The organism is Archaeoglobus sulfaticallidus PM70-1, assembly GCF_000385565.1.
Lineage (GTDB): Archaea > Halobacteriota > Archaeoglobi > Archaeoglobales > Archaeoglobaceae > Archaeoglobus_A > Archaeoglobus_A sulfaticallidus.
On record NC_021169.1, the window covers coordinates 1,002,442 to 1,028,881 of the forward strand.

General features: G+C 41.5%; 28 protein-coding genes and 1 tRNA gene. 12 read left to right on the forward strand and 17 right to left on the reverse strand.

All coding sequences use genetic code 11. The annotated features are described in order from the left end of the window. Nucleotides 1-12: 12 nt before the first annotated feature. From ASULF_RS05415 to ASULF_RS05425, 3 genes are read right to left on the reverse strand one after another with little or no spacing between them, the layout of a single operon-like run. Nucleotides 13-552: an XTP/dITP diphosphatase gene (locus ASULF_RS05415; protein ID WP_015590691.1), complete on the reverse strand. Its 540-nt coding sequence runs from the start codon at nt 550-552 to the stop codon at nt 13-15. Nucleotides 553-599: 47 nt separating this feature from the next. After that, entirely contained in the window at nt 600-1,217 is a 618-nt protein-coding gene (locus ASULF_RS05420; protein ID WP_015590692.1) for a hypothetical protein, read from the reverse strand. Next, nucleotides 1,217-2,260, reverse strand: a complete 1,044-nt coding sequence (locus tag ASULF_RS05425; RefSeq protein WP_015590693.1) for a CaiB/BaiF CoA transferase family protein — start codon at nt 2,258-2,260, stop codon at nt 1,217-1,219. The genes ASULF_RS05420 and ASULF_RS05425 overlap by 1 nt, the downstream gene beginning before the upstream one ends. Nucleotides 2,261-2,377: 117 nt before the next feature. On the opposite strand from ASULF_RS05425, the gene ASULF_RS05430 reads away from it, so the two are divergent. Continuing rightward, nucleotides 2,378-3,370 carry a hypothetical protein gene (locus ASULF_RS05430; protein WP_015590694.1) on the forward strand — a complete coding sequence of 331 codons (993 nt, stop codon included), beginning with the start codon at nt 2,378-2,380 and terminating at the stop codon, nt 3,368-3,370. Nucleotides 3,371-3,373: 3 nt separating this feature from the next. On the opposite strand, the gene ASULF_RS05435 is transcribed toward ASULF_RS05430, so the two are convergent. Next, nucleotides 3,374-3,784, reverse strand: a complete 411-nt coding sequence (locus ASULF_RS05435) for an Hsp20/alpha crystallin family protein (RefSeq protein WP_015590695.1) — start codon at nt 3,782-3,784, stop codon at nt 3,374-3,376. A 147-nt stretch (nt 3,785-3,931) separates the two neighbouring features. Between ASULF_RS05435 and ASULF_RS05440 the strand changes: the two genes are divergently transcribed. Beyond that, nucleotides 3,932-4,004: transfer RNA gene (locus tag ASULF_RS05440), tRNA-Thr, on the forward strand. A gap of 108 nt (nt 4,005-4,112) precedes the next feature. Here the strand turns inward: ASULF_RS05440 and ASULF_RS05445 are convergent. Together ASULF_RS05445 and ASULF_RS11685 are read right to left on the reverse strand one after the other, a co-directional pair. Next, nucleotides 4,113-5,861 carry a hypothetical protein gene (locus ASULF_RS05445; RefSeq protein WP_015590696.1) on the reverse strand — a complete coding sequence of 583 codons (1,749 nt, stop codon included), beginning with the start codon at nt 5,859-5,861 and terminating at the stop codon, nt 4,113-4,115. Between the two features lie 347 nt (nt 5,862-6,208). Continuing rightward, on the reverse strand, nt 6,209-6,439 hold the full coding sequence (locus ASULF_RS11685) for a hypothetical protein (protein ID WP_015590697.1): 231 nt from the start codon (nt 6,437-6,439) through the stop codon (nt 6,209-6,211). A gap of 105 nt (nt 6,440-6,544) precedes the next feature. Between ASULF_RS11685 and ASULF_RS05455 the strand changes: the two genes are divergently transcribed. The 7 genes from ASULF_RS05455 (at nt 6,545) to ASULF_RS05490 (ending at nt 13,574) form a co-directional block, all read left to right on the forward strand. Beyond that, on the forward strand, nt 6,545-7,009 hold the full coding sequence (locus ASULF_RS05455; RefSeq protein WP_144060479.1) for a hypothetical protein: 465 nt from the start codon (nt 6,545-6,547) through the stop codon (nt 7,007-7,009). Nucleotides 7,010-7,285: 276 nt separating this feature from the next. Then, a complete protein-coding gene (locus ASULF_RS05460; protein ID WP_015590699.1) occupies nt 7,286-7,945 on the forward strand; it encodes a hypothetical protein in 660 nt (219 codons plus the stop codon). Between the two features lie 1,082 nt (nt 7,946-9,027). Continuing rightward, nucleotides 9,028-9,930 carry a glycosyltransferase gene (locus ASULF_RS05470; protein ID WP_048098132.1) on the forward strand — a complete coding sequence of 301 codons (903 nt, stop codon included), beginning with the start codon at nt 9,028-9,030 and terminating at the stop codon, nt 9,928-9,930. A gap of 73 nt (nt 9,931-10,003) precedes the next feature. Continuing rightward, nucleotides 10,004-11,017, forward strand: a complete 1,014-nt coding sequence (locus ASULF_RS05475) for a glycosyltransferase (RefSeq protein WP_048098133.1) — start codon at nt 10,004-10,006, stop codon at nt 11,015-11,017. Nucleotides 11,018-11,025: 8 nt separating this feature from the next. Next, on the forward strand, nt 11,026-11,967 hold the full coding sequence (locus ASULF_RS05480) for an alkaline phosphatase family protein (RefSeq protein WP_015590703.1): 942 nt from the start codon (nt 11,026-11,028) through the stop codon (nt 11,965-11,967). A gap of 100 nt (nt 11,968-12,067) precedes the next feature. Continuing rightward, nucleotides 12,068-12,943, forward strand: a complete 876-nt coding sequence (locus ASULF_RS05485) for a glycosyltransferase family 4 protein (RefSeq protein ID WP_048098134.1) — start codon at nt 12,068-12,070, stop codon at nt 12,941-12,943. Further along, the gene (locus ASULF_RS05490) at nt 12,918-13,574 is read left to right on the forward strand and encodes a class I SAM-dependent methyltransferase (RefSeq protein ID WP_015590705.1); all 657 of its coding nucleotides are present in this window, start codon (nt 12,918-12,920) and stop codon (nt 13,572-13,574) included. Before ASULF_RS05485 ends, ASULF_RS05490 begins: the two co-directional genes overlap by 26 nt. A gap of 24 nt (nt 13,575-13,598) precedes the next feature. On the opposite strand, the gene ASULF_RS05495 is transcribed toward ASULF_RS05490, so the two are convergent. After that, nucleotides 13,599-15,038 carry a flippase gene (locus ASULF_RS05495; protein ID WP_048098135.1) on the reverse strand — a complete coding sequence of 480 codons (1,440 nt, stop codon included), beginning with the start codon at nt 15,036-15,038 and terminating at the stop codon, nt 13,599-13,601. 297 nt (nt 15,039-15,335) lie between these two features. On the opposite strand from ASULF_RS05495, the gene ASULF_RS05500 reads away from it, so the two are divergent. Further along, a complete protein-coding gene (locus tag ASULF_RS05500; protein ID WP_236609719.1) occupies nt 15,336-17,216 on the forward strand; it encodes an SLC13 family permease in 1,881 nt (626 codons plus the stop codon). A 79-nt stretch (nt 17,217-17,295) separates the two neighbouring features. Here ASULF_RS05500 and ASULF_RS05505 read toward each other — a convergent pair whose 3' ends face one another. From ASULF_RS05505 to ASULF_RS05515, 3 genes are all read right to left on the reverse strand, one after another. After that, nucleotides 17,296-17,784: a DUF2284 domain-containing protein gene (locus ASULF_RS05505; protein ID WP_015590708.1), complete on the reverse strand. Its 489-nt coding sequence runs from the start codon at nt 17,782-17,784 to the stop codon at nt 17,296-17,298. Nucleotides 17,785-17,814: 30 nt separating this feature from the next. Beyond that, nucleotides 17,815-19,110 (reverse strand): phenylacetate--CoA ligase family protein, encoded by a 1,296-nt coding sequence (locus tag ASULF_RS05510; protein WP_015590709.1) that lies wholly within the window; start codon nt 19,108-19,110, stop codon nt 17,815-17,817. Between the two features lie 291 nt (nt 19,111-19,401). Next, a complete protein-coding gene (locus ASULF_RS05515; protein WP_015590710.1) occupies nt 19,402-19,812 on the reverse strand; it encodes a GIY-YIG nuclease family protein in 411 nt (136 codons plus the stop codon). A 112-nt stretch (nt 19,813-19,924) separates the two neighbouring features. Here ASULF_RS05515 and ASULF_RS05520 point away from each other — a divergent pair, with 112 nt between their 5' ends. After that, a complete protein-coding gene (locus ASULF_RS05520) occupies nt 19,925-21,283 on the forward strand; it encodes a mannose-1-phosphate guanylyltransferase/mannose-6-phosphate isomerase (protein ID WP_048098332.1) in 1,359 nt (452 codons plus the stop codon). Nucleotides 21,284-21,291: 8 nt separating this feature from the next. On the opposite strand, the gene ASULF_RS05525 is transcribed toward ASULF_RS05520, so the two are convergent. From ASULF_RS05525 to ASULF_RS05545, 5 genes are read right to left on the reverse strand one after another with little or no spacing between them, the layout of a single operon-like run. Next, nucleotides 21,292-21,984, reverse strand: a complete 693-nt coding sequence (locus ASULF_RS05525) for a hypothetical protein (RefSeq protein ID WP_015590712.1) — start codon at nt 21,982-21,984, stop codon at nt 21,292-21,294. A gap of 1 nt (nt 21,985) precedes the next feature. Beyond that, entirely contained in the window at nt 21,986-22,468 is a 483-nt protein-coding gene (locus ASULF_RS05530; protein ID WP_144060480.1) for a hypothetical protein, read from the reverse strand. Between the two features lie 4 nt (nt 22,469-22,472). Beyond that, nucleotides 22,473-22,940, reverse strand: coding sequence for a COG2426 family protein (locus tag ASULF_RS05535; protein ID WP_015590714.1), 468 nt, complete (start codon nt 22,938-22,940; stop codon nt 22,473-22,475). Next, a complete protein-coding gene (locus tag ASULF_RS05540) occupies nt 22,940-23,821 on the reverse strand; it encodes a ketopantoate reductase family protein (protein WP_015590715.1) in 882 nt (293 codons plus the stop codon). The genes ASULF_RS05535 and ASULF_RS05540 overlap by 1 nt, the downstream gene beginning before the upstream one ends. Continuing rightward, nucleotides 23,811-24,698 carry a THUMP domain-containing protein gene (locus ASULF_RS05545; RefSeq protein WP_015590716.1) on the reverse strand — a complete coding sequence of 296 codons (888 nt, stop codon included), beginning with the start codon at nt 24,696-24,698 and terminating at the stop codon, nt 23,811-23,813. Before ASULF_RS05545 ends, ASULF_RS05540 begins: the two co-directional genes overlap by 11 nt. A 159-nt stretch (nt 24,699-24,857) precedes the next feature. Here ASULF_RS05545 and ASULF_RS05550 point away from each other — a divergent pair, with 159 nt between their 5' ends. Continuing rightward, nucleotides 24,858-25,178 carry a DUF5658 family protein gene (locus tag ASULF_RS05550; RefSeq protein ID WP_144060481.1) on the forward strand — a complete coding sequence of 107 codons (321 nt, stop codon included), beginning with the start codon at nt 24,858-24,860 and terminating at the stop codon, nt 25,176-25,178. Between the two features lie 19 nt (nt 25,179-25,197). Here ASULF_RS05550 and ASULF_RS05555 read toward each other — a convergent pair whose 3' ends face one another. Then, the gene (locus ASULF_RS05555) at nt 25,198-25,776 is read right to left on the reverse strand and encodes an HAD family hydrolase (protein ID WP_015590718.1); all 579 of its coding nucleotides are present in this window, start codon (nt 25,774-25,776) and stop codon (nt 25,198-25,200) included. Beyond that, entirely contained in the window at nt 25,773-26,360 is a 588-nt protein-coding gene (locus ASULF_RS05560) for an NUDIX hydrolase (RefSeq protein WP_236609721.1), read from the reverse strand. The genes ASULF_RS05555 and ASULF_RS05560 overlap by 4 nt, the downstream gene beginning before the upstream one ends. Nucleotides 26,361-26,440 lie beyond the last annotated feature (80 nt).

A 26,440-nucleotide genomic window follows, 5' to 3' on the forward strand; every position in this document is an offset into this window, starting at 1 on the left:
TACTTACACATATCAGCCATCAGCCATTATCGACTCAAAAAATCTTTCCAGAGCTCTTCTTCTATGCGAAACCTCGTTCTTTTCCTCACCCAACTCTGCGAAGGTTTTATCCCCATACAGGAAAACTGGATCGTATCCGAATCCTTTGTCTCCTCTTTTCTCTCTTGAGATTTCTCCTTCAACCTCTCCGTTGAATATCCTCACCCTGCTGCCATCAAAGTACGCTATTACTGCTATAAATTTGGCCTTTCTATTCTCAACTCCTTCCATCAGCCTGAGTATCCCATCGTTTCCTATAGTCTTGAAGACATAAGATGAATAGGGCCCGGGAAATCCATTAAGAGCATTGATGAAGAGACCGCTGTCCTCTATGAAGAAAGGCTCCTTTATTTTATTTACCAAGGCTAAAGCGGACTTATAAGCGATCTCTTCGAGCGAATCTCCCTGAAATTCCTCGTACTTCTCCTTTCTCCACTCTATCTCAAAGCCATACTTTTTTCCTATCTCGTAAGCCTCATCGAATTTACCCTTATTGGATGTTATGAAAAGCATAACATGAAGTTGTTAGGGTTTTTTTAAATGTTTTCGCTTTTGGCTTGTTACTTCTTCAAAGCTGTAACAACACCATGACATCTGCAAGCTGTGGCAACTACAATCTCATCCCTATCTTCTGCCCATTCAAGCATCTCATGAATCTCTTTGCCATTCAAAGCCCCAAGACCTGGCTTAACCTGATGGCTTTTTACAACAAACCCATCATCGATCGCGAAGGATAGCAATCTGTACATCGGACAGGGCTTGAGAATCCCAGTTACAGGACATATGTCTGGAGATTCGCAGTTCCTCTTGCACAGCTTGTCTCTGTTGTATGACACAACAACGCTCCCCTTTCCGGAGCTTACGATTATCTTGGCTGGTATTCCAGACAGTACACGGTTTATGCCCTCGAACCAGACCTCCAATTCGAGCTTTTCCATTAGGATCGCTGCAGAAAGATGAATGGGTGCTGTTGGAAATAACCTCTCAACCTCGAACCTCTCGAGGATATCCATGAGCTCTTTAATCCCTCCCTGAACGAATCTACCCTGTTCTAACTTGAACTTGGTATTTGCAAGACAGTTTGGATTCTCATCGATAACTATGAACTGTTTTTTCTCAGATATGAGGTACTCCACTGCATCGCTGCCGTATCTGCCACCACCGTAAACGACATCCATTATACCTCATCTCCTCCAAGATCCGGAACCTTTCCGTCTCTCTTAGGAGTGTAATACTTGTATTTTGCTGGAAATCCGACAAATATTCCGTTTTCAGTTTTTGCGAGGATGCCTCTCTTCTTCAGAAGCTCAACAGCATCTGTAAAGTGGTTTACTACGCCAAAAGGTATGTTGTTCCTTCTTAGAATATCAGAGATCTCGCTGGTTTTGAATTTCATGATAATCTCAGAAATCCTCGATCTGATCTCGTCATATCTCTCGAGCCTCTCAGCATAGCTGATATCTGCGTATTCTTCGATCTCAAGAACTCTGCACAGATTCCTCCAGAAATGAGGTTCATCCATTATTCCGAGGGAAATGTGACCATCTCTGGTTTTGTAGATCTCATATCCTGGATTCGATTTGAAATCCATGCGATCGCTGCTTCCATTCATGTAGCTTGCAGAATGAAGGGGAATCGATGCAGCAGCAGAGTCCATCATGCTCACATCGATGTATTCTCCCTCTCCTGTTTTCATCCTCTTTATCAACGCCATTAAAATGGATATTACAGCGAAGACTGCTGAAGAGAAGTCCGATATCTGTACATTCGGGTCTCTCGGCACATTATCTTTGATCCCGCTTATTCTACATATCCCGGAGAATGAGAGAACATTTATGTCGTGAACGGGTATATCCAGAAGCTCTGAATCCTGCCCGAAGCCGGAAATCGAGCAGTATATTATTCCCTTATTATATTTCCTGACTGTATCGTAGTCGATCCCAAGTCTTTTCGCAACACCCGGTCGAAAACCCTCAACTATTACATCCGATTTCTTTACAAGCTCGTAAAATTTTTTCAGATCTCCTTCATCCTTCAGGTTGAGAACAATGCTCTTCTTGTTTCTGTTGAAAGCTGAGAATAGCGTTCTGTCGTATCTCATTGGATCTCCCGTGGGTGGCTCAATCTTGATAACCTCTGCCCCGTGTTCGGCAAGTATCTGGGTGCAGAAGGGCCCGGGGTAGAAATAGGCAACCTCAAGAACCCTGATATTGCTGAGCATGTTTGCTAATATGGGACGGATGATATAACTCTTGTGTTTTTAATCGTTTTTAGATCGTTACCAAAAATAACGGAAAATATTTTATTCTTAAAATTTTATCATTCTTGAGGTGATCACATGGACAGGCTAACAGCGTTAATTGCAGGATTCGTGGTGGCAGTGCTGTGCTTGGCTGCCGGAATATGGTACTATTTCGGTTTCGAGTTCCTTTTGAGACTCATCCTTGGACTGACATATCTCGGGCTGTTTCTGCTCTTTGTGATGTTTTTCGGCATACTCATCTACGCCAAATCATTTAAATACGCTTTGATAAGCCTTGCCGGACTGCTAACATCTGGCTATGCTGTTTATCAGTGCTATGTATGGAACAATCCGATTCATGTTGGATACATAACAGCCCTGTATGTTCTTGCGTTAATCGCTGGAGTATGGTGGATATCCGAGCCGGATCTGAGCTTCTCAGAAAGAATAAGGTCTGCAAGCTCACTCGAAGGATCCGGAAACTACAGGGCTGCTGCCAGAAAGTATGAAAAAGCAGGTCAGTATGAAAAGGCTGCAGAGAATTATTTGAAAGCTGGTATGGAGGAATCTGCTGCTTGGTGCTATGAGAAAGCAGATCAGTACGAGAAATGTGCTGAGATATACGAGCGACTGGCTGAAACCAAGAAAGACTCGTATTATCTAAAAGAGGCTTACGAGTTCTGGAAGAAGGCTGGAAACCTCGAAAGAGCCGGAAAGTGTCTGGAGAAGTATGCTGAAGAGGAGCCCTGGTACTGGGAAGATGTTGCCAAGCTGTGGGAGGAAGTTAAAAACAAGGAAAAAGCGAGAGAGGCCTGGAAAATGGCGCTTGAGTACTATAAGAAGGAGGCAGAGGAAGAAGGGGTTTTCTGGGAAGATGTGGCTAACATATGCAAGAAACTTGGTATGGAAGAGGAGAGCAGAAAGGCTTGGGAGAACTTCCTCAACTACGCTTTGAAAGAAGCTGAACAGGACGATGCATGGTGGAAGCATGTTGCAGAGGCTTACGAGAAACTTGGGATAGACGAAAAAGCAAAAGAGGCTATGAAAAGATATGAGGAATATAGAAAGAGGATAACTTCAGCTGAGTAAGTATCAGTCTATCTTTATAACCTTCCTCTCTTTTTCTGATTTTGGCAGGATAACCTCTAGAATTCCGTTGTTGTACTTGGCCGTTATTTTGTCAACCTCGACCTCCATCGGTATTGCTATCCTCCTGTAAGTCTCTCCGTACCTCCTTTCTTTCCTTATGTAGTTCTTTCTGACCTCTTCTTCCTCTTCCTTCCTCTCAGCCCTGATAACCAAGTCACTATCCTCGACATAGACCTCTATGTCTTTCTTGTCGAATCCTGGAAGTTCTGCAACAACTCTGATCCTGTCATCCTCGTCTATAACATCCACCGGTATAGTGTATGCTGCGTACCTCGGCTCGAACTCCTCGAACAGCCTTCCAATCCTCTCCTGCATCCTCCTCAACTCCTCAAATGGGTCCATAAACCTCCTCATTTCTACCACCCCCTGTTATTAACTTCTATTAACTAACAATATGTTAGTGTACGTTATATATAAACTTTTTGGTAAGGTTGTCTCCCCACAACACGTTTTCAATCGAAAGTATTTTAATCAGAAGTTTAAAAAAGAAAAGCTGATAACGCCACGGTAGCTCAGCAGGCAGAGCGCGTGCTTGGTAAGCACGAGGTCCCGGGTTCAATTCCCGGCCGTGGCTCTAATAACTTAGGTACAAATCCCTCCCTCTCCAATACGGGGTGGAAGATCTATTCCACCCTTTCTTAGCGACGTTTTGCAAAAAGTAATGCTGCAATCCTTTTCATCACTACCTACCGCCGAACTCAATCGTTACTTCTCCCTCGTACTCAATTTCCTCGCTCATTGCTTCCTGCGGGTTCTTCTTCACCCTGTACTTACCCTCGCCCTCGAGCTTGAGTGTGCCGTAGCCCTTCACTATGAGCTTGATGTCTTCTCCTTCCACCCTGACCGTGATGTTTTCCCCTCTGATTACTGCCTTGCCCTCTCCGCTAATCGCTGATACATTGCCCTCGACGCTCTTCACGCCAAAGCCGACCAGCGTCACGATTGCATCTTCTGGTGAAACTTCAAGTGTTCCGTTTCCTCTGACCACCACAACACCCGTTCCTGTGAACTCAGCAGTACCGTTTCCGGTTACCCAAGCCTCTCCAGTCTCGTTGCCGGAGAAGATCTTACCTTCTTGGATTCTGTGCCTGTGCTGCTCCTTCAGCTCGGCAACGATTTCTTTAACATTCTTGAAGGCATCCTTAAGGGTCATTATAGCCTCTCGGAGTGTTTTGTGTCCCTCAGCAACCTTACCTTCTTCAAACATATCTTCCGCTTTGCCAACCAACTCCTCTGCTTTGTCAATCTTTGCCGAGAAGTCCTCGAGTGTTACCTCAAGCTCAGTTGTGTCAACTCCAGCAGCCTCGAGTTCCTCAATCTTCGCCCCAAGCTTCAGCCCCACCTGCTTAGACCTCTCAACAAGATTCTCTACCTTAGCAACTGCAACAAAGCCAGCGAGACCATCCATCTCCTTTCTGATCTCTCTCCATTCCTTCCTGATCTCCTTGACAACTTCCCTCAGCTCTTCGGGTGAAGATGTCTCATTAATCTGGCTCTTCAGCTCTTCAATTTCTGCAAGCTTCTCGTCGATCTTAGCAAGCAGTCTCAGCTTGGTTTCCTCGGTGATCTGTTCCTTTTCAGCCATGTTTATGACATGTACTCTCAGTCTCTCAAGCCACCTCTCTGCAAGGTCGAATCCAGCCACCATGTAGCCCTTGGCCATCCTGAGTCCGTGTTCGTCTTTGATGCCCACCTTCTTTGCTCTCTTAAACTCCTCTCTTGCCTTCTCGAATCTCTCCTTTGCTTTCATGAACTCTTTTTCATATATCTTATGGATTTCTTTACCTCTTATCTTTTTTAGGGGTTCCTTGCTCATCTTCATTCCAGGGACACCCATGCCAGCTCCTACTTCCTCAGGCTTGCCAAATCTCTCGTGCCCCCTAACCTTTTCTTCCTCATGTTCTGTCTTATTTCCGAATCTGTGCTCTCCTTCCTTTATCACCTCTCTTTCCTGCATTTCACCTCTGTGTTCCTCTCTGTGTCTTTCAGCTGTCTTTGCACAGAGTGCAGTTATCTCGGTAGCAAGCTCATAGCCATCATCCATGAGGTCCTTAGCTTCCTTTATCAGCTCCAGACCTGCCTCGATTTCGCCAGATTTGAACTTCCTCTTTGCTTCCAGTATCTTTGCTCTTGCAAGGTCTATCTTTTCCTTGTGCTCCTTGAGCAATTCTTTGAGTTCTGTTACGTCAACTCCCTTGCGCTCGAGAGTCGCCACTCTCTCTTCAAGTTTTGCGTGTCTCTGTTCGGCTTTTTGCAGGATTCTCTCAACATTCTTTAACTTACTTAACTCACCACCCATCAACTTGGCAACATCGAAGTCCTTTGCGGCGTTTTTAGCATCCTCAACAACTTCAGGTGGTGAGGCCTGTGCCGCTGTAATGTTCGCTATCAGCAGCACCACTATCAACACACTCACGACTTTCGTGCGCATACACGTTCACCTCCAAGGATACCTAGACTTTAAAGATTATAAACACACTTTCAAACCCGAGAGTTAAAAACACCCTTTTTTCTTCAAAACCCCTCAAAACACTTTATTATGCTTTATCAAACACCATCAGGCTATTCTGTCTTTGAGAGAAAAAGGTAAAGGTGAAAATTTGCGTTTAACTTTCACAATACTCGAATATTTTAAATATACTTTTGTCTAGGAAAATTATAAAAGATTATCCTTAAAATCACAGTGTCTTAACTTCTCCTTTGAGGTGCTTTATCTTCGCCGTAATCCTCTGTATCAGCTTTGGGTCCATTGAATCGAGAATTCTCTTGAACGCCAGCCTAGATAGGCGGGTTGGGTTTGTCGTAGCCGAGCTGTTCCAGCAGGTGCATGTTCTCCTCGCACCAGCGCTCAGCATCGCGAAGGCTCCACCCATTGCGGATCATTATGTATGTGATTGCTGTGAGCAGCACCGGATCATGTGACTTTCTGCCCCTTCCTCTATGGTCTCTTTTACTTTTGATGAGGTCCTGCACAGCTTGAATCACAAGCTGGAATTCATCCTCGACCATCTGCCAGCACCCTATACATACAAAAAGAAATGTGTCACAAAATTTAAAGTTTGAAAAAAACTGGTAATGTTAATTATCTTAGTAATATTGAAGAGAGGAACAAGTATGAATAAACGTGGAATAGTACCCAATCCAAACAGCCTTTGGATGAAGTTCTTAGTTGTCTGGTATGGTATATATCAAGCAAGTCATGTTATTGTCAATTTACTCTATTTTCTAATCCCGGACATATCATTTCCTCCGCCTCCGCCTGATGACTGGTCTCCACAGATAGTTCACTTTTTCACAGGTATGGCTGCTACCGACTTAATCAATGCTGTTTTGACTCTTGTGTTTGTTTATGGGTATTTTAAAAAAGCCAGATGGTCCATGTGGCTTGGAACTCTCACACTAACGATCTCGATGTATGCAGCAATAGTTTTCACCTATGGAACAATAGCTAGCGGAGCTTGGACTGGAAACTTGTATGGGTATCTTTGGTTTTACATTCCCTTTGTTCCTGTAGTAATATTGTTTGTAGTGTTTAGCATATGGGGGGTGCACGGTAAGTTTCTGGACAACAACGCTTGAGAAAATGGCAATGTCTCAACTTCGGTCCCTGCGAAGCAACCACGCCGTTATGCTGTCGAGAACCATACCTTCGTTGGGTTTTCTCTGGATTATTTCCCCAAACTGGACAAATGCGTTCTTCTTCTTTTTCACCCCATCGTTAGGTCCTTTTCATCTAAAACTCTTTGTAGTATTTCTTTAGTCCTGCTGGCAAACTGGCTATTATTTTGGTTGCTATTGTTCTTCTCTTGTAAGGACACAAAAAACTTTTAATATCAAATATTATACTTAAAAAATATGAAAGAAGAAGACTCAAATACTACAATTAAAAACATGAAAGAAGAAGACTTTGAAAGTATAATTTCAAAGTTTGAGGGGTTGAAAACGAGAATAAAATACCGTTCATCTTCTGCTCTTGGAAAATTGCTATTTCACAAAATTCTGCCGTATTATTTACCCAAAAAAGCAGTTTACTATGTTATTTACACTGAACTCAAGTGTAAAAAATTATATAGACTAACAAGATTGGCCGGGATTGACGGTAAATTATACGATAGTATTAAAGTGATTAAAATCGGTAAAACTGATTTTGTTCCATTTGGCAGACTCTATGAAATAATATCTGAAACTGAAAATATTGATACCATTTTCAGTACGTTACAATCTACTCTAGCAAATCTGACAGAAGATTGTATTATAATTTTATGTGGTTTCGACATATTAATAGCTTTAGAGGGAGTACAAGTTTTAAGGAAAATAAGAGAATTTTATGAGGATTTACCGGATGTTACAATATTCTTAACGTCGAGAGATGGCATATACAGCGATGTCATAGACAAAATACTTGAAGATTTTCACGACATCAATCTAACCATACAACAACAGGAATTCTCCGAGTCAAGTTTTGTAACGGTTGAGGAGAGCGTTTTAGATATAACATCCTTTCCGATACCTTAATTTGAAACTCACCACTATTAAAGTCGGGAGATTCTGTCGTGGAGATTGGGATTCGTCGCCATGAAGATTTTATGTCATTCACTTCACTTAACCACTTTGTAACCATTGCTCTTTATCAGGCCAACGATCTCTCGGACTCTGCCATCGATTATAAGCTTGATTATGGTTCTCTTGCCTAGGTTTTAGAATTAGGTTATCAAAGATCAGGTAGCCTGCTACGAGCAATGACAAAACAAGTCCGACAACCTTGACAGTTAGGAAAGCCACGCTGAATGGGTCAGGCATAGCTATCATTCTCCTTCCATACTGGTCTAAATACTTTCATCTCTTCGTTTTCAAATGTAGACGTCTTCTATTTCCTCTCCGAAACAGTGGAGTTCTCCCTCACAAATCTCTACAAGATCTTTTACCCAATCTGGAGCAAAATGGTTTATCGTGTTGCTGAAGGCGTCTGTGTTGGAGCGGGAGTTGGCATTATAGTTGGTGTTGGGGGGTAGCATTTACTGTCGGATTCACCTGAGTCTGATTTAAGGTCCCGTTCAAAGCGGTCTGATTTAGCGTCAGATTTAGCATCTCAGTGTCCGTCACATTTTCAGCATTTACAACCAAGACTAAAATAAGCAGGCTAAACATCAAAAGTAGCCTCTTCATCCTCAAACCTCCTGAACTCTTTCACAAAATCTACCCGTAAACTGCCCTCTCATGCCTTTCGACTCATAGGAGGGATTTTGATTTTCTGAAGGTATTGCATATTGTGGAAATAGGCATAGGGTTTGCCCATCCTGAGAAATTCGTGCTGCTCCAAGCCAAGCATTTCCGTTAGCATCCTTAAATATTCTTTTTATATGCTGATTTTCTAGGGGTATTTTTTGCTATCATTTATGGGGCTAATTGCTGCATTTAAATTTCTAGTTTAGATTAGATCTAGTTTTGCGACTAAACTATAACTTTGGCAGTTTGTACGGTCAAGATCTATTGCTGAATACATTATAAATTTTAGAGTTCGAGAAGTTCATAGTAGCTAGGTACTCTAGCTACATCAAGAGATCGCTTTATATAGTCAAAACAGGTTAAATCCCACTGTGAAAGTTAGCGTGATCGTGGCAACATACCACCCTAACATGTTTAATCACTTTAAAGAATGCATTGATAGCCTTCAGAATCAGAGTTACGATGACCTGGAGATTATCTGTATTGTTGATGGAGATGAGAACTACTACAAAATGATCAAGGAAGAGATTCCAGATATTGAAATACATCTGAACGAGAAAAACCTAGGGTTGCTTTTGAGCAGAAACAGAGGGGCAAAACTGGCAGAAGGAGACATTATAGCTTTCATCGATGATGATGCTGTTGCGGATAGGAAGTGGATTGAAGAACTGGTTAAGACGTATGAGCTCGATGCCATAGCTGCGGGTGGGAAGCTGGTGCCATTATGGATTACTAAAGAACCAAAGTGGTTTCCTGAGGAGTTTTACTGGATGATTGGAGCCACTCATCTGGGGTTCCCGGACAAAATAGCGGAGGTTAGAAACACCTTTGGCTCAAACATAAGCTTTCGCAGAGATATCTTTCTTGAATTAGGGGGTTTCAATCCCAGTATGGGTGGGATAAAGGGTAACAGGATGCTGCAGGGTGGTGAAACGGAGTTTTGTGAGAGGATGCGGCAGAGGTATGGTAAAGGAGTTATGTATAACCCGGATGCGATAGTTTATCACAAAATATTCTCGAGAAGATTGGAAAAGAAGTTCTTGCTCAGGAGAGCTTTTTGGCAGGGGTATTCCAAAGCGGTAATGAAGAGAATGGCGGGAGAAATTGGAGAGGAAATGACATTTATAAAATTTCTGATGAAAGATAGGTTGGTTGTGAGGTTCGTGGATATGTTAAAAGGTTCAGGTGAAGATGCAGTTAAGATTCTTATGATCCTGATATTTACTTTCTTTGTAGGGGTTGGTTATATATGGGGTCTTTTGAATTCAAATTAAACTTGACGACTGATCTGAGGTGAAAATTATTAGTTATACAAATAATGATAGTGAAATTAAGGAGAACAGAAAGATGAAAATTGTATGGCTAAAACCAGCCAAAGGACAGATAAGCATTGGCAGAAAATTGATTGCAGAACGGTTGAGAGATAAAAATATTGAATTAGATATGGTAGAATGTTCGGGTTTCAGATTTTTCAAAATTCTTCTTGAAATTTTAAGTTCAGATTACGATTTAGTAATTGGTACAACACATCTTGGGCTTGTACTGGGCGGCTTGGTAAAAATTATCAAGAAAATTCCCTTTATCACAGATTTCGTAGATGAATATGAACTCCTATTCACAAAAAATCCTGGACTTTACCCTATTGTGCTTGCTATTGTTTTGCTCGAAGAATTGTCTTTAAAAATTGCTGATGCAGTTATCGTTACACCACAGAGAATGTTTGTTAAGCTGTCAAGAGACAGAGTTATGGTGTTTAAAACCAACTTGTGCATCGATTTAGATAAATTCCTGTATTCTGGACATTTAGAAGATCATGCCAGAAAATTGCTTGAAAGGAATGGAATCAAACAGAAACAACCAAAGATAATCTATGTTGGAGGTTTCAGTGAAGTTTATAACCTCGATATATTGCTTGAATCCATGAAATATTTACCAGATTTTCAGCTGATCATGATCGGTGGTGGAAGACTAGAAAATAAACTAAATGATTTGAAAAAAGAACTGAATCTGAAAAATGTTTATTTCCTTGGATATCTGCCCAATGATGTTGTTGCTGAGGTGATGAAACTGTGTGATGTAGGGGTTACGCTATGTGAGGTTCCTAGGCAGTTAAAAATATATGAATATCTTGCTACAGGCTTAAGAGTTGTCGTACCGGAAAGTGTTTTAAGCAGCAAAGATTTTGAATTTGCCGAATACTGCACTGGGACAAAAATGGATGCAAGAGATGTTGCTGAGAACATAAAAAGAGCTTTGAGTATGCCAAGAAAAAGAGATAAGATGCTGGTAAGGTTGCTTGAAAAGTACAGTTGTAGTAGAGTTACAGAAAAATATGCAAGAGTAGTTAGAATTCTATTCTAGGTGAGATCTTGAAACTTCTCGTAATTGGTTGGGATGGCGCGACATACAACCACCTTGAAAAAATTAAACCAGAATTTTATAGAAAACTGCACAGACAAATATTTCTTCCTGAACCTTTCTGGCAAAAAAGAGAAGTAGATTCTGGAGCTGCATGGACAACGATAACGACCGGAAAATCGTTTTTTGAACATAAAGTCTTATCTATCTCTGGTAAGCTTGAAAACGAAACTCTTTTCAGGATTTTTTCTAAGGTTGATTTCCTGATTCCTTCCAACCTTTTTGGTAAAGCTGTGAGACTCTGGTTAATGAGCAAGCTTTTCTATAAGCATCCTCCTCTCTCGACAGATGTAAAGTTTCCAAGAATCTGGGAGATTATACCGAATTCACTCGTGTGGAGTGTTCCAGTTACTCATCCACCAAAGCCCGTTTATGGTGTATGGGTCTCAGGAATACCTTATCCAGATTCCTATGGAGTCTATCCAAAAAAGATAGAGAGTATGCTTAAGAAAATGTATTACGGTGAGCCAAAAAGAGGTAGCGATTTGAGGAAATATAAAAAAGAATTATTTGAGCAGCATTTTAGAGAAGTTGAGGCTATAAAATGGCTTTATGATAATTTCGAATTTAATTTTGCTTTTATAGTTTTTGTTCTACCTGACAGGTTCATGCATGTGGAGAACGACTGGGATGAAATTAAAAAAATGTATATGGCTATCGATGAGAGCACAGAAGAGTTAGTTAGATATATTAATCCTGATAATGTACTGATTCTCAGTGATCATGGTATGAAACAGGAAAGAAGAGCTAAATGGATGCACACGCACGATTCAAAGCAGGGAATCATCGCATCAACGAATCGAGAGTTACTGGTTGGGAATCATTTAGAGTTGTTTGATGCAATATATGGTTTATTTCGGGGTGTAAACTCTGAAGATATGTCTGCTTTGTAGTAATAGGAATTTTGGTGAGGCATTACTAAAAGCGTTTGAAGAATATCGAGGAGATTTCAGTCTTAGGTTAGTTACCAGATTGCCGTACCTGAAAAGGTTCGTGAACTTAATTACTGAGGAATATGATCTTTATCTAACCGATGAACCATTTGCAAATGGTTTGTTAGCATTTATTATATCCTCAATAAAAAATAAACCACTGACTGTAACATTGAGAGGATGGGGGGATTTAACAAATGCTCATAATGAATATAGCAACCTGAAATTCTTTTTCTTAAGATTGATTTCAAATTTTGTTCTCTCAAAAGCAGATCGCATAATCGTTTTGAGCAAAGCTACTGCTACGGAATTGAACAAAATATATAATCTAAGGAGGTTTTATGTCATTGAAAGGCCAATTGATGTTAAATATTATTCAGGCGGTAAAAGATCGATTAAGTACTCCATACCAACAATCTTAACTGTAACAAATCTTAGGTATAAAAATAAGTTTAGAGGTGTTGTGGAGGTTATAGAAGTAATCAACAAAATTAAGAAAAAAACTGGTAACGATGTTGTACTGCTCGTTGCAGGAGGAGGAAAATATCTTGACGAATTAAAAGAATTTGCTAAAAAATTTGATTTTGTTGAAGTACTCGGGTTTAGAAAAGATGTTCCGGATGTATTGGCGTCAGCTGATATTTTTGTATATGTTAGTTATCTTGATGCTTTTCCATCAGTTATTCTTGAAGCCCAAGCTGCGGGCCTTCCAGTGATCTGTAATAATTACGGGGGCCTTCCTGAATCATGTGGGTGGGCAGGTATTGTCGTAAAAGATAAAAAGGACTTAGAACAGGTTTTATCCAAATTACTGACCAATAAGAAAATTCAAAGGAAACTAAGATACAAAAGTTATAAAAAAATGAAAAAATACAATGCAGTAGCTGTGGAAAAGTATGTGAGGGTATGGGATGAAACAATTAAAGAATACAAATGATGCAGATATTAAAAATATAATTAGAAATTCGGAGAAAAGATATAGAATACAGGAAATATTAAAATACGTAGCGGGTAAAAAAGTTCTTGATCTTGGTTGTGTTCAACACAGCTCTAATAAAGCTACTAGGGCAGATTGGTTGCATGGCATTATATCGAGATATGCATCATACTGTCTTGGGGTAGATCTCTTAGAAAAAGAAGTGAAAAAACTCAATGAATTGGGATACAATATAATTTGTGCAGATGTTGAAAAAATGGATTTGCCTGAAAAAGACTTTGAGGTTATTGTAGCAGGTGAACTAATAGAACACCTTGCCAACCCAGGATCGTTCCTTGAAAATTGCAGAAACCACCTTAAAGATGATGGTTTGCTTATTATCACAACACCTAATCCTTTTTGTTTTATTCATTTTAGAAGAAGTATTTTTGGAAAATTAAAAGTAAATCCTGAGCACGTAGCATGGTATGATGAAATTACATTAACACAGCTTTTAAAGAGATACAATTTTGAACCAGTAGAAATAAAATACCTTGAGACACCAGCATGGGGTGTTTCGAAGATTATTTATAAATTTGGATTTAAAAAATTTGGTTCATCCAATCTTTTTGCAGTTTTTAGAAAAGTTTAATTTTATAATTAACTTTGAGGTCCTTTATCCAATTACTGATTTAATATATCTTAGATCCTTTTTTGTCAGGGCTTTCAATCCAACAAGCAACAGAAAATAAATCATCAGGGTTAGAAGTATTTCTAAAATTCCCGTATAGATGCTCTCTGGCTTGGGGAGAACTAATAGAACTATAAACATGATAACTGTTGCTACCAAAGGTCTCAAGCAACTCCCAATCTTGGGTTGCAGTCCTAAAACTCTGTTCAAAAGAACAATCGTTGCAGAAATTACAAAAAATCTTGATATGACAGTGGCTATTGCAGCTCCGGTTATACCCATCTTGATTATCAGAGCATAGTTTAAAGCAACATTCAAGACCATGCTTGTGATGACTATATAGGCTCTGATGTCCGCTCTCTCTTTGGCGTTGAATATAGTAATGAGATAGCTAAAAGTTCCGGGGATCAATGCAAATGAAAGATAAAACATTACACTTGCTGAAGGCAAAAAATCCCGTCCATATAGGGTTGATATTAATTCTTTCGAGAAGTGAGAGAGAAGTACGACGGATGGAAAAGCCAGTATGGCTGAATATCTGTTCAATCTCTCTAAAGCGTTTTCTATGTCTCTAAGAGAGATCTGTGTGAATGTTGGTAACAGCACAGTCGCAAGAGATGAAGCAAAGCCGATAATTGCAAAAACAATTGTATATGCTGCCCTGTAATACCCGACATATGTTGTATCCATTAGATATCCGATCATTATACTATCCACATAAGCGTAGACTATTCCTGAAATGCTTGCAATTGTCATAAAACCCATATAATTGTTAACTTTTGGAGAAATGTGTGTTTTATTCCCAAAAATAAGCTCCCTGTGTTTAATTGCGAGTACGAAAAGAAAAATCAGAGATGTAGTATATGCGAGAACTGAACCCAAGACCGCCCCGCTGGCAAGAAAAAATAAAGCGAGAGGTATAACAAAAACCCATCTGGATGTTTCATACACAATTTGTCTGAAAAAAGAGTAATCAAACTTCTGCAAACCTCTGAAAAATGAGTTAAGAAAATTTGAAAAAGATGCTACTAAAACGATCAGTCCAGCTAATGCAAATGGAATCGAAAGTCTTTCATCGTTGAAAATTTCTGCAAGCTTTGGTGAGAGAGTTATTAAAATTGTAGACACGATTAATGTTATGACTGCCTTAACCTTGGCGAAATAATAAAAATGTGCTCTAATTCCCTCTAAATCTTTTCGTCCATGACTAAAAGCGATATATCTCATAACAGCGTTATCTATTCCAAGAGTTGCAAAAGATATAGCCATACTGCCTACTGCTATGGCAAGACTGTATACCCCAAACTGTTCAGCCCCCAGAATTCTTGCGAGAGTTATCGAGAGTAAAAGACCAGATAAGCTACCCACTATCAAGGAGAGGAGATTAAATAGTGCATTTCTCGCAACCCTTCTCGCAAACTCCACATTCAGAGTCGTCTGCCAGTTAATATATCTTTTCACTCAAATTTTTTACAGAATTTTTTATTGCATGGAGTTGTGAAATATCAGGATAGTTTTTAGATAGTTCTTTCAAGTCTGTTCGGTTAGTTGTAGTTTTTTACTGAACAGATGATGTATCCACACATAGCCCAACTTTACTAAAACCACCCCCCCCCATCCAGAAGCATACACCTTTAGAAAACTTTTTTAACCAAATATCAACCCAAATGAAAATTAATCTGATTGATAAATTATGAACTAAACTATCCAAAATAATAATTCATGAAAAAATATGGTGGTAGTATGAACCCCTACGGAAATGTGTATTTCTGGAAGGGATTAAGACTTTTCGCAAAGTCCAGCGAGGAAGTGATGGAAGAGGTAGACGAGCAAATCGTTGAGGGAGGCATTGAGGATGTGCTGACACAGAAAAAGCCAGACAAACACCACAGATATACAACAAGGCAGAAGATCTCCCTGTTTCTTGGGCTGTTACTGTTCTTTGCAGTGATAGCAATGCCAATACCACAAACCTTCCTCGATTCAGCAATAAAGAATGCAAAGCTCAGCGATGAAATTGTCAGCGAGGCTTTGGCATCAGGACTGCTTGTGAAAGATGGCAGCAAGTACAAGGCCAAAGATATATCTGCCTTCCTTGAATGGCTGGAGCAGAAGGATGCGAAAGCGTACGGCGAGATAGTTAAGAAGGCAAGGGACATGAAGTCTGTTTTGGCTTTAACTGTGCTCATGGCTATATGGTGGATTGGTGAAGCAATTCCGCTGCCTGCTACAGCCCTGCTACCACTGGTAGTTCTACCGTTTCTGGAGGTCAGCCAGATAACGGATGTTGCCAAGAGCTATGCCAGCAAGGTCATCTTTCTGTTTATGGGTGGGTTCATGATCGCAGCAGCGATGATGAAATGGAATCTGCACCGCAGACTGGCTTTGATAATAATAGATTTCATAGGTGTCACTCCGAGAAAGATCGTTCTCGGATTCATGATCGCAACAGCCTTCCTGTCCATGTGGATTTCGAATACAGCTACTACTATGATGATGATGCCAATAGCTCTCGCCATAATCATGCAGGTTGCAACCCAGGGGATGGAACTGCAGAAAAAAGGCCAGCTCAAAGGTGTGGACTTCACAGCCGGCAATTTCAAATTCGGAACAGCCCTTATGCTAGGAATAGCGTATTCAGCCTCTATTGGGGGAGTGGCTACGATAATCGGCACACCACCCAACGCCATTCTGGTTGGAGTTCTGCCGAAGCTGTTTCCAGACGCTCCGGAGATAACATTCACGGACTGGATTGTTTTTGGCATACCTATCGTTGTAGTTATGCTGTTCATAACATGGTTCCTGATGGTTTACATACTAAACCCACCAGAGATCGATGTCCTGCCTGGCGGAAAAGAGGTCATAAAGAGGGAGAAGGAAAAGCTTGGAAAGTGGACGAAAGGCGAGAAGATTGTCATGATCGTTTTTGTGCTGACAGCCCTCGCATGGATCAACAGCAGTCCGAAGAATCTGGGTGGAATGATCGTGCCGGGTATAAGGACATACCTGCCATTCGTTAACGACTATGTCATCGCGATGCTGTCAGCCATAGCACTCTTTCTGATTCCAGTTGACATGAAGCGTGGTGAGTTCGCTCTTGACTGGGATCATGCAAAGGAGATACCCTGGGGCATCCTGCTGCTCTTTGGTGGAGGTATCGCCCTCTCCGGAGCTTTTACGAAGAGTGGTCTGGCTGTGTGGGTTGGTGAACAGCTGCTGTTCCTCAAGGGGATGCATCCGATAGTTGTGCTTGCAGTTATAACAACTCTGGTCATCTTCCTGACCGAGATGACCTCGAATACAGCGATAACAACACTGATGATGCCCATTATGGCATCATTCGCTCTGGCGATGGGTGTTGATCCGAGAGGTTTCATGGTGGCGGCAGCACTCGCAGCGAGCTATGCATTCATGCTCCCGGTTGCAACTCCTCCGAATGCCATCGTTTTCGGAACTGGATATGTTACAATACCGCAGATGGCGAGAAATGGATTTCTGCTTAACCTGATAGGGATAGTCCTGCTGACAATTGCCTGCTACACGCTGGTTTCAGCGGTTCTTGGTATAAACTGGTTCGTAACACCGCAATGGGTAAGCCCATAACTTGTTTAACTTGTTTTTTAATTTTATTTTTATTATATTGTCAGAAATTCTGCCAACCCTCAAAACCAATTGGCTAATGTTATTCAAGCAGAATCAGGCCAACTAGTTTTTTATCTCCAATTTTAACACCCAGATCTGATATGTTAATGCCTAAGGATGAGAGTGTTGGCCTCGCTTGACAGGTAGAATCAGGATCGCAGCTATCGCACAAATCGCACCCACCGGGAAAAACTGTGAAGATCATAGGATAACTGTTGAGTAGTTTCGCCTCGAGCCTGATCAGGAGCCTCTGCACTGCAATCTTGGTAGCCATATAGTTCTGACCAAACGGGACCTTGATGATAAAACCCAGCTTGTAAGCTTTCAGGAATCTCTCTGCCTCATCTATGCCCGGAACAAATGGTGGACATGACTTCCTTTTACCATAGTATTCGCATCCAAACATGCACTTCCATCTCGCTCTGAGATCTGGTTTTGGAAATCTGAACTCATCTATGCTGTAATCTATGCTGAACTTTTCTTCCTCGATTATTTCATCAATAATCTTTGAAAGCTCGTCAGCATTCATATTGGCATTCATAAAATGAAAAATCAAAAATTAGATTTTTCTCCTGTCGATAACCCTTTTGGCTTTACCCTCGAACCTCTGCAATGTTCCGGGGTTCACGAGTTCAACCCTAGCCCACACATTGAGGGAACTCTTTAATTCCTCTGCTATGAGCTTCTCCAGCCTCAGTATATCTGAAACCTTATCCACCATGGATTCGTCCTTAAGCTCGATCTGAATCGTCATTACATCGAGTTCATTCTCTCTATCTAAATAGATCATGTAGTGTTCTCCAACTTCGGGAATCTGCATCAGCGTGTGCTCTATCTGGCTCGGAAAGACATTAACACCTCTGACTATGATCATGTCATCGCTTCTTCCCATGATCCTCATGATTCTCGGGTGGGTTCTTCCGCAGGCGCACTTTTCCTCCTCGAATGAGGTTATGTCTCCAGTTCTCCACCTTATTAGCGGCAGAGCCTCTTTTGTGAGGGTTGTTACGACAAGCTCTCCCTTCTCTCCCTCACCAAGCTGCTCTCCAGTCTCCGGGTCGATTATCTCGATCAGGAACATATCCCCCCAGATGTGCAGGCCTTGCTTCTCTATACATTCAGTGAACAGTGGCCCACTGAGTTCTGAAGTTCCGTACACATCGTAAGCTGTGATCCCAGTTTTTTCCTCAATCCTCTTTCTCGTCTCCTCACTCCATGGCTCCGCACCGAATATACCCATCCTGAGCTTTGTCTCCTCAAAGCTCACCCCTTTGTTCATCATGTATTCCGCGATATAGAGCATGTATGAGGGGGTGCAGGCTATTACCGTTGTCTTCAGATCTTTCATCAGTTCAATCTGTCTCTGGGTGTTTCCAGCAGAAACAGGAATAACGCTCGCTCCAAGCTTTTCAGCAGCATAGTGGAATCCCAGACCACCAGTAAAAAGCCCGTATCCATAGGCTATTTGCATTATGTCGCTTCTCTCAACACCGCATGAGTTCAGAGCCCTGCAGAGGCTCTCAACCCAGTTCCGTATGTCATTTTCAGTGTAACCAACTACTGTGGGCTTACCTGTTGTACCGCTTGAAGCGTGAAATCTGACAACCTGAGAGATAGGGACAGCGAACATTCCGGTAGGATAGCTATCTCTCAAATCCTGCTTGACTGTAAATGGGAGATTGGGAAGATCTTTAATACCGCTTATATCCCAAGGGTTTATTCCGGCATCCTTAAATCTCTTTCTGTAGTATGGGGAGTTCGTATATGCATGGTGGATTATGGCTCTTAATCTTCTCTCCTGTAGTTCTTTTAGGTCTTTCAGAGGCATTTTCTCAATACTAGGATTCCAGAACATGTGATAGCAAAATGCAAATCAGTATAAAAGTGTTATCTTCTTGAGTTGTTATGCTGAAAGGTCGTTTTTCCGGTTCAATATCAAAGATGGTTGAAGTGGTGTTTTAATGTAATAGAAAGGTGGCAGGATATTGTCGAAACAGGTATGCAGCAAAATTAAATTACGAAAAACCGGAGAGGTCGTTGTCTGCCAGCTTTGTTGTGACAGAAAGGCGATAAGGTATAAATCAGTGAAATAACTATTTACAGCAACACCTCGACCTTGCAAGTGAGGATCATTGGAGACCTATTTTTAAAAACTTGGTGTGATATATTCCACCTCCCCAAAATCATTCAGTAATGGTATGAGATCCGGTTTTTTATCGGAGAAAAACACATGCGTTTTACATTTACAGTCAGAAGCACCCAGCCTGCTATATGGTTCAAATTCTTCACACAGTACTCTCGAGATGGAACACTCCATTTTCTTACCGGATCGGATCATAATGGCAAAAAGTACATCCATCTCCTTAGTCAGGTAGTCAATATGCCACCTGAGCTTTTTGTCTCTGGAGAAGTGCCGTTTTATTCTCTTCTCAAGATTCACCATATGGCTTCCACAATAAATATAGTACCCCTTTCTGAAATAAACTCTCCTTTTCCCAACTTGGATGATCCTGTCTTTCTCGTTTCTCATTAAGATAACATAGGAACCTTTTGACATCACTCACTCAAACATTCCAAGCTTTTAAAACCATTTGATGTTGAACTGAATCAAAAATTGTTCATAAAAAATAAATAATCCTATTTGCCAAAACATAGCGATGACTGAGCGTTTGAAAACAATAATTCTTGCCGGTGGCAGGGGAACGAGGTTATGGCCTTTGAGCAGGGAACTTTTGCCCAAACAGTTTATAAGAATCCTCGATAACAGATCTCTTTTCCAGAAAACTGTGGAGCGAGCGAGGATATTTTCCAGCCCGGAGGATATCTTTATCGTAACAAACAGAGAATACAAATTCAGAATCCTCGATGATCTGAGTGAGATTGGGGATATCCCGAAAGAAAATATTCTTCTCGAACCCGATGCTAAAAATACCCTTCCGGCGATATACTGGGCAGTTAAGGTTATTGGCGATAACTGTAAGGTTGCTGTACTGCCGTCAGACCATATAATGGATTCTGGAGATGGATACATCGAGAGCTTCAAAAAAGCCATGAAGCTTGCTGATAGCTATTTAATCACATTTGGCATAAAGCCCACAAAACCACACACGGGCTACGGCTATATCAAGCCCGGCAGGAATTTGGGACAGGGTTATGAGGTTGCAGAGTTCAAAGAAAAGCCAGATCTTGAAACTGCTATGCAGTATGTCGAGAAGGGCTACTTCTGGAACAGCGGGATGTTCATGTTCAGAACGGATATCTTTTTAGATGAGGTTCAAAAACTGGCTCCTGAGGTTGCAGAGGCTTTTGAAAAGGACATTGAGGAGGCTTACAGAACAGTTCCGGAGATTTCCATCGACTATGGTATAATGGAAAAAACGAACAGATCTGCGGTAGTCCCCCTGGACACATACTGGAACGATCTCGGCAGCTTTGATGCGATATATGATGCTCTGGATAAAGACGAGAATGGAAACGCTATCAGAAAGGAAGATGGCGGAGACCTGCTGGCAATGGATTCCTCGAACAACCTGTTCATAGTCAGCAGGCTGACTTCAGCCATAGGTGTTGAAGATCTTCTCGTAATAGATACGGATGATGCGTTGCTGATAGCCAAGAAAGGTGAGAGTCAGAAGGTGAAGGAGATCTACAGCATGCTGAAGGGGAGGGGTGATGAGAGAATAAAAGTCCACAGAACTGCTTACAGGCCGTGGGGTAGCTATACCGTGCTCGAAACTGGAGAAGGATTCAAGATAAAGAGAATAACAGTCTTACCCTCTAAAAGATTGAGCTTACAGAGGCACTACCACAGAAGCGAACACTGGGTTGTTGTTAGTGGAATAGCAAGGGTTGTTGTGGATGGGAAAGAGATTCTGCTGAGGCAGGGAGAGAGCACATTCATTAAAGCTGGTGCTGTACACAGGCTCGAGAATCCGGGAAAGATACCATTGGAGGTCATCGAGGTTCAGATCGGACAGTATCTTGGGGAAGATGACATCGAAAGGTTTGAGGATGATTTTGGCAGATAGATGCAAGATTACATATCAAAGCCAGCAGCGATGTAGTCCTCTATCAGCAACTTCTCGATGTCAGCAACATCTCTAACTTTTTTGTAGAGGTTTCCTTTCTCCCCCCATTTAATCGATAGAGCATAAATTTCTCCCTCAGCGATCTTTCTGAATCCCAGCTTTTCGATGTCCAGCTTAAAAGCCAAGGGACACTCTTTCTCGAGGTAGTAGCCTCCAACCTCTATCAACTTTAAAGCCCTTGCAAAGTGAGCAGGATACCTGATCGACTGGGTGTTTCCCTCTCTCGGATACGGTACCTTCACGAAGTACACTGAAATTCCGTTTTCAAGCTCAGGGTAGCTTGTTATTCCAACTGTCGTCGCATCCTCTCCGTAAAAGGTGAGATGAAAGCTCTGATCGGCTATTTTGAACTTCATGATGAACTTCCCACCTTTTTTAAGCTCTCCCATCATCTCCTTGCTCTCGATTTTCCCGATCCTGGATATCTTGTTGATGATTTCTCTTACACTCTCTTCAGGCAAGTGATTGTCGAAGAATACGAGATTTTTTCCCAAAAAAATCGCATGCTCGATATCTCCTGCAGAGCCAGCGTAAAGCACAGGTAAATCGCTGTTGAGCTTGTTGAGCTCGTCATAAACCTTCAGCATGAAAGGGAGCTCCTCATCATAGATAAACTCCAAGAACTCTGATGGTGGATCCATATTATTGCCTCCTCAGTCTTTTTTTAATCTCTTCGCTTAACTTAAAAAGCAAGTCCATTTCCTCACCGCAAACGAGTTGAACCTCTCTCAACTCGTCCAGGCTTAACATCTCTTTAATTTTATCACACAGGTAGTTAATGCAGATAATCTCTCTTGCCTTGAGGCTACAGCCCCTCTCCGTCAGAAATATGCACCAGCCCTTCTTCACTCGTTCCTCCTGAACCTCAACGCCAAGCATATAGTTGATCAGGATGGTTACGGGATCAAATCTCTCTTCTATGCCTTCTCCACAGCAGCTCATATCTCCACATTCAGCACACATCCTGCTAACTCCATTCTTTTTCATGACCTCCGAACTTCTGGCTATTTTCTTTTCCAGCTCTTTCAGCATCTCTGAAATCGACTCGTCGAGTATTTCTTTCTCTTGACATGTTCTCTGGTATGTCCTCTTGGCCCATTCTATCTTCTCTTTAATCGACCTCATGTGATTACCAAATTCCATAGGCTATGCTGATCACACCCATCGATAACGCGAGAACAACAACTCCTGCAATTAAAATTCCGATAAAGATGTATGCGAAGGATTTAAGCGGTTTTAGCCCGAGAATGAAGGCTATGAGACTCCCCGTCCATGCCCCTGTGACAGGAAGCGGTATCGCAACGAACAGCGTAAGCCCAGCATAGCCATATCTCTCAACAACATCTTTCTTCTTCTCCCCTCTTCTCAGGAAAAAGTTGAAGATTTTAGATGTGGTTTCATATCTTCCCATGATCTTCTCCACTTTACCCAGAAGCATCAGGATGAAAGGCACTGGAAATGCGTTGGACAGAACGCACAGTACGTAAGCCTCCAGCGGAGAGAAGCCATAGTGTAAGGCGAGAGGCAGACCACCTCTGAGCTCGGATAAGGGCATGGCTGAGACGATAAAGACCTTCAGCATATCATGGAGATCCATCACTTCTCCTCCATCGCCTTAACTAAATTAGTCAGCAAAAGGTTTGCACATGCGGAAATACCCATCTCATCTGAAAGTCTGACGATTTCTCCATTTATGTAGTCGATTTCAGTTCTCCTTCCAGCCATTATGTCCTGCAGCATGGATGATCTGTTTCTGGCTGTCTTTACTGCAACCTCTCTTACGGCCTCCTCTAAACCGTCAACATTGATTCCAAGCCTTTCCATGACCTGCTTACCCTCTTCTATAACAAGCTTGGCTATGCTCCATAATCCTTCATCCAGAACCCTGCCGTTCTCAACCTTCAGAATCGCAGTTATAGGGTTTATCACAGCATTCACTATTGCCTTCCTCCAGATTCTCTCTGATATGTTATCGACAGCATAACAGTTAAAACCGCTCTCTTTCAGCACTCTCTCAACCAAAAGCGCATCCTCACTGATATAGCCATCGTTTCCGACAAAGGTAACTCCTTCTCCTGCATAGAAAACGATGTCATCTTTTATATTAGCTCCATAGGTTGTGACTCCACCAATCACTCTCTTCAGCTTTCTCGATAACCTCTCAACATTACCCAGTCCATTCTGGATCGTTAAAACTACCCCACAATCAACCTTCGACAGCAGTTCTGCTGCATTTTCCGTATCATATGCCTTGACGGCAACTATCGTTATATCCGCATTCTCCGGCTTTTCACTAACATCCACATCTAGATCTGCCTCTATCAACCCTCTTATTCTCAAACCCTTTTTCAAGACCTCAAGCCTTTTCCTTCTCGCGACGAAGTGAACATCAAATCCTGAAAGCTGGATTAAACCTCCAAAGAGCGATCCTATTGCTCCGGAACCCATGATCTGGATTTTTAGATCCTTAAGATTCATGGCTACCACCAATCATTCTTATCATCTTTATTTTCTCATCAATTTCAGAATCATCAAAGGGCAGGAGTGGCATCAGTACCGGAAGCTTTCTGTTTTTGAGCAGGTCGATATAACTTTCAATCTCTTTTGAGGTTATTGAGCAGTAAACCGCTTTGTAATCCATGCTGAATGCTTTTGACAGGAGATCCTCAAAACCACCCTTTTCCTGAATTGTATTTATTCTCCGGTAGCTTGCCCAGTATGGTAGGTTATCGATAAATTCAAACCTCTCGCTGTACAGAACATCCACATCGCAGCCCCTCTTCATCGCATACCATGTTGAAAGGAGGCTTTTTTCATCAGAGATTATGCACAGCACCCTCTCTTGACTTCCAACCGGCAGCCCACCAAATCCTTCGTAGGTTGAGGTCATCAGATACAGTTTTGAATCTCTTATCTCAACTCTAATTTCGGTTTCTGGATTTTTCAGGTCCACCCTCGCTCCTGTAATCTCTTTTAATTTTCTTCCTATTATCTTGCTTGCATCCATCGAGGTGAAGTCATGCTTCCCGCTTCTTTTCACTCTCACAGCGAAAGACCCTTTTATTCTGTTTTTATAGTACTCTGCAATCTCCTCAGCATTTTTCTCAAGGTTTAGATCTCTTTTGACGGAAACATGAGCGGAGACAACACCAAACACATTTGAAATCCTTCTGGCTACCGACTCCACATTTCCACCAACATCCACATATATTCTGCCGTATCCGCCCCTGACACTGGCTTTTATGCCGAACTCTTTTCGTATAACTCTTCTAACATTATCCATAAGAATTTTCTCGAATTTTCTCCTTACAAAGCTGCTTTTCAATGCGATTTCGTCGTATCGGAGGATTATCATTTGATCACAGTTGTCCGGGTTGAATTTATATCTTGCTGAGTGTGTGGTGGCTGTGTGGCAATGGTTATTATGATATAGATTGTTATTGTTGTGTTTATTATAACCATGGAATTTCAATGTGAAGAAAAAATTTATATCTTTCACCTTAGAATATTAAATGTGAAACGAATAACGGTGTTGTTTGTAACATTCATGCTGCTGAATTTTGCGGATCTGTTTACAACAATGACTTCTTTTAACTATACGATCTATGTGGAATTGAATACAGTGATAGCTTTCCTTTATGACAGATCACCATTTCTGATGGCGTTTTACAAAATACTCGGGCCATCGTTGCCCTTCATTGTGCTGCAGAATTTTGATGCCCGGACCAGAATACAAAAGGTTATTTATCTGTCTACTATTGTCGGTCTGGCGCTTGCAACACTCGTATATGGTTTAATCGTCGTGCATAATATCCTTTTGCTCGGAACTATTTAGTGGCCAGTTTATTTTGCTGTCAATCCACCAGTTTTTTAATCTCGGTCAGGCTGGATATTATGTGGTCTGCCAGATGAATCATGCCATCTATAAAGTCTGCATTTTTCTCTGTTCTAAGTAAAACAGTTTTAACTCCAGCAAGCTTTCCCGCCAGCAGATCGAACTTGAAGTCTCCAACCATCATCGTTTCATCTGGTCTGGAGTTGGTCTTTATCATTGAAAGGATCACGGGGAGGGGAGAGGGTTTTGGCGTGACCTCTTCCCGGCTGATTATGTAGTCAAAATCTATCCCGAACTTTTTGGAGAAGATCTCTGCACTCTCTTTGCAATTTCTTGTAACAATGCCTTTTTTTATGTTCTTACTTTCGATGAATTCGATGATTTCCAAAACACCATCCATCAGTCTGGCATTTTTTACAGAATCTATCTCGTATCTCTTGAGAACCTCAAGCTTTTTCATTCTCTCCTCATAGTTGAGACTCATAATGTTCTCAAGCACAAAACCCTCTTTTATGCCAATTTCTTTCCTTATCCTATCGAACGGCAGGTTGAAGTATGTTAATGTGCCGTCTAAGTCGAAAGCTATGTTGCGTATCATATGCGGTAAATAGTTTCTTCAAAATTCTCGATGCTGCCAAACTCCCTTACAATCCTGAGATACAGATCGTCAAGTATCCTGCTCGAAGCACCCCACACAAGCTCTCCTTGGCATTCATAGTTGGGCCCCCAATCAGTAATTCTTCTCGATTTCAGAACTTTTATAAAGTCGTCTATCAACACCTTTCTGACTTCAAAATTCGTTCGGATTTCAAAACTCTCAACCAACCCCACAACAGGATGGATCTTTATTCTGTGTTCTATAACTTCTCTTGGGCTGAGAAATCCGAGGATGTCCACATTGGGTGTGGGTAACCCGAGTTCTTCCTCAGCTTCTCGCAATGCAGTATCTTTGGGATTCTCATCGCTCTCTCTAATCCCACCTGGAAATGCAATATGTCCAGCACTCCTCCTCAGATTTTTAGATCGCATTATCATAATCAATTTAACCCTCGGATAGGTAAAAAGAGGGATAAGCACAGCTGCAGACGGGGTGTTCGAGTACTCGAGATCCGGATCGAGTACTCTTTGCATGGCTTCTCTAAGACACTCTCTCAGTTCTATCTCACTCGTCAGCATGATCACCTTCAATTTGTTTCGTTTGGTGTCTGTTTATTGTATTTTTTATTTATCATCTAAAAATTGGTTATACTTAAGTTTATCAG

What these genes read in the sequence shown, in the direction of transcription:
- ASULF_RS05415 (WP_015590691.1), bottom strand. Translation starts at nt 552, where the DNA reads ATGCTTTTCATAACATCCAATAAGGGTAAATTCGATGAGGCTTACGAG.
- ASULF_RS05420 (WP_015590692.1), bottom strand. Translation starts at nt 1,217, where the DNA reads ATGGATGTCGTTTACGGTGGTGGCAGATACGGCAGCGATGCAGTGGAG.
- ASULF_RS05425 (WP_015590693.1), bottom strand. Translation starts at nt 2,260, where the DNA reads ATGCTCAGCAATATCAGGGTTCTTGAGGTTGCCTATTTCTACCCCGGG.
- ASULF_RS05430 (WP_015590694.1), top strand. Translation starts at nt 2,378, where the DNA reads ATGGACAGGCTAACAGCGTTAATTGCAGGATTCGTGGTGGCAGTGCTG.
- ASULF_RS05435 (WP_015590695.1), bottom strand. Translation starts at nt 3,784, where the DNA reads ATGAGGAGGTTTATGGACCCATTTGAGGAGTTGAGGAGGATGCAGGAG.
- ASULF_RS05445 (WP_015590696.1), bottom strand. Translation starts at nt 5,861, where the DNA reads ATGCGCACGAAAGTCGTGAGTGTGTTGATAGTGGTGCTGCTGATAGCG.
- ASULF_RS11685 (WP_015590697.1), bottom strand. Translation starts at nt 6,439, where the DNA reads ATGGTCGAGGATGAATTCCAGCTTGTGATTCAAGCTGTGCAGGACCTC.
- ASULF_RS05455 (WP_144060479.1), top strand. Translation starts at nt 6,545, where the DNA reads ATGAATAAACGTGGAATAGTACCCAATCCAAACAGCCTTTGGATGAAG.
- ASULF_RS05460 (WP_015590699.1), top strand. Translation starts at nt 7,286, where the DNA reads ATGAAAGAAGAAGACTCAAATACTACAATTAAAAACATGAAAGAAGAA.
- ASULF_RS05475 (WP_048098133.1), top strand. Translation starts at nt 10,004, where the DNA reads ATGAAAATTGTATGGCTAAAACCAGCCAAAGGACAGATAAGCATTGGC.
- ASULF_RS05490 (WP_015590705.1), top strand. Translation starts at nt 12,918, where the DNA reads ATGAAACAATTAAAGAATACAAATGATGCAGATATTAAAAATATAATT.
- ASULF_RS05500 (WP_236609719.1), top strand. Translation starts at nt 15,336, where the DNA reads ATGAAAAAATATGGTGGTAGTATGAACCCCTACGGAAATGTGTATTTC.
- ASULF_RS05505 (WP_015590708.1), bottom strand. Translation starts at nt 17,784, where the DNA reads ATGAATGCTGACGAGCTTTCAAAGATTATTGATGAAATAATCGAGGAA.
- ASULF_RS05510 (WP_015590709.1), bottom strand. Translation starts at nt 19,110, where the DNA reads ATGTTCTGGAATCCTAGTATTGAGAAAATGCCTCTGAAAGACCTAAAA.
- ASULF_RS05515 (WP_015590710.1), bottom strand. Translation starts at nt 19,812, where the DNA reads ATGTCAAAAGGTTCCTATGTTATCTTAATGAGAAACGAGAAAGACAGG.
- ASULF_RS05525 (WP_015590712.1), bottom strand. Translation starts at nt 21,984, where the DNA reads ATGGATCCACCATCAGAGTTCTTGGAGTTTATCTATGATGAGGAGCTC.
- ASULF_RS05530 (WP_144060480.1), bottom strand. Translation starts at nt 22,468, where the DNA reads ATGAGGTCGATTAAAGAGAAGATAGAATGGGCCAAGAGGACATACCAG.
- ASULF_RS05535 (WP_015590714.1), bottom strand. Translation starts at nt 22,940, where the DNA reads ATGGATCTCCATGATATGCTGAAGGTCTTTATCGTCTCAGCCATGCCC.
- ASULF_RS05540 (WP_015590715.1), bottom strand. Translation starts at nt 23,821, where the DNA reads ATGAATCTTAAGGATCTAAAAATCCAGATCATGGGTTCCGGAGCAATA.
- ASULF_RS05545 (WP_015590716.1), bottom strand. Translation starts at nt 24,698, where the DNA reads ATGATAATCCTCCGATACGACGAAATCGCATTGAAAAGCAGCTTTGTA.
- ASULF_RS05555 (WP_015590718.1), bottom strand. Translation starts at nt 25,776, where the DNA reads ATGATACGCAACATAGCTTTCGACTTAGACGGCACATTAACATACTTC.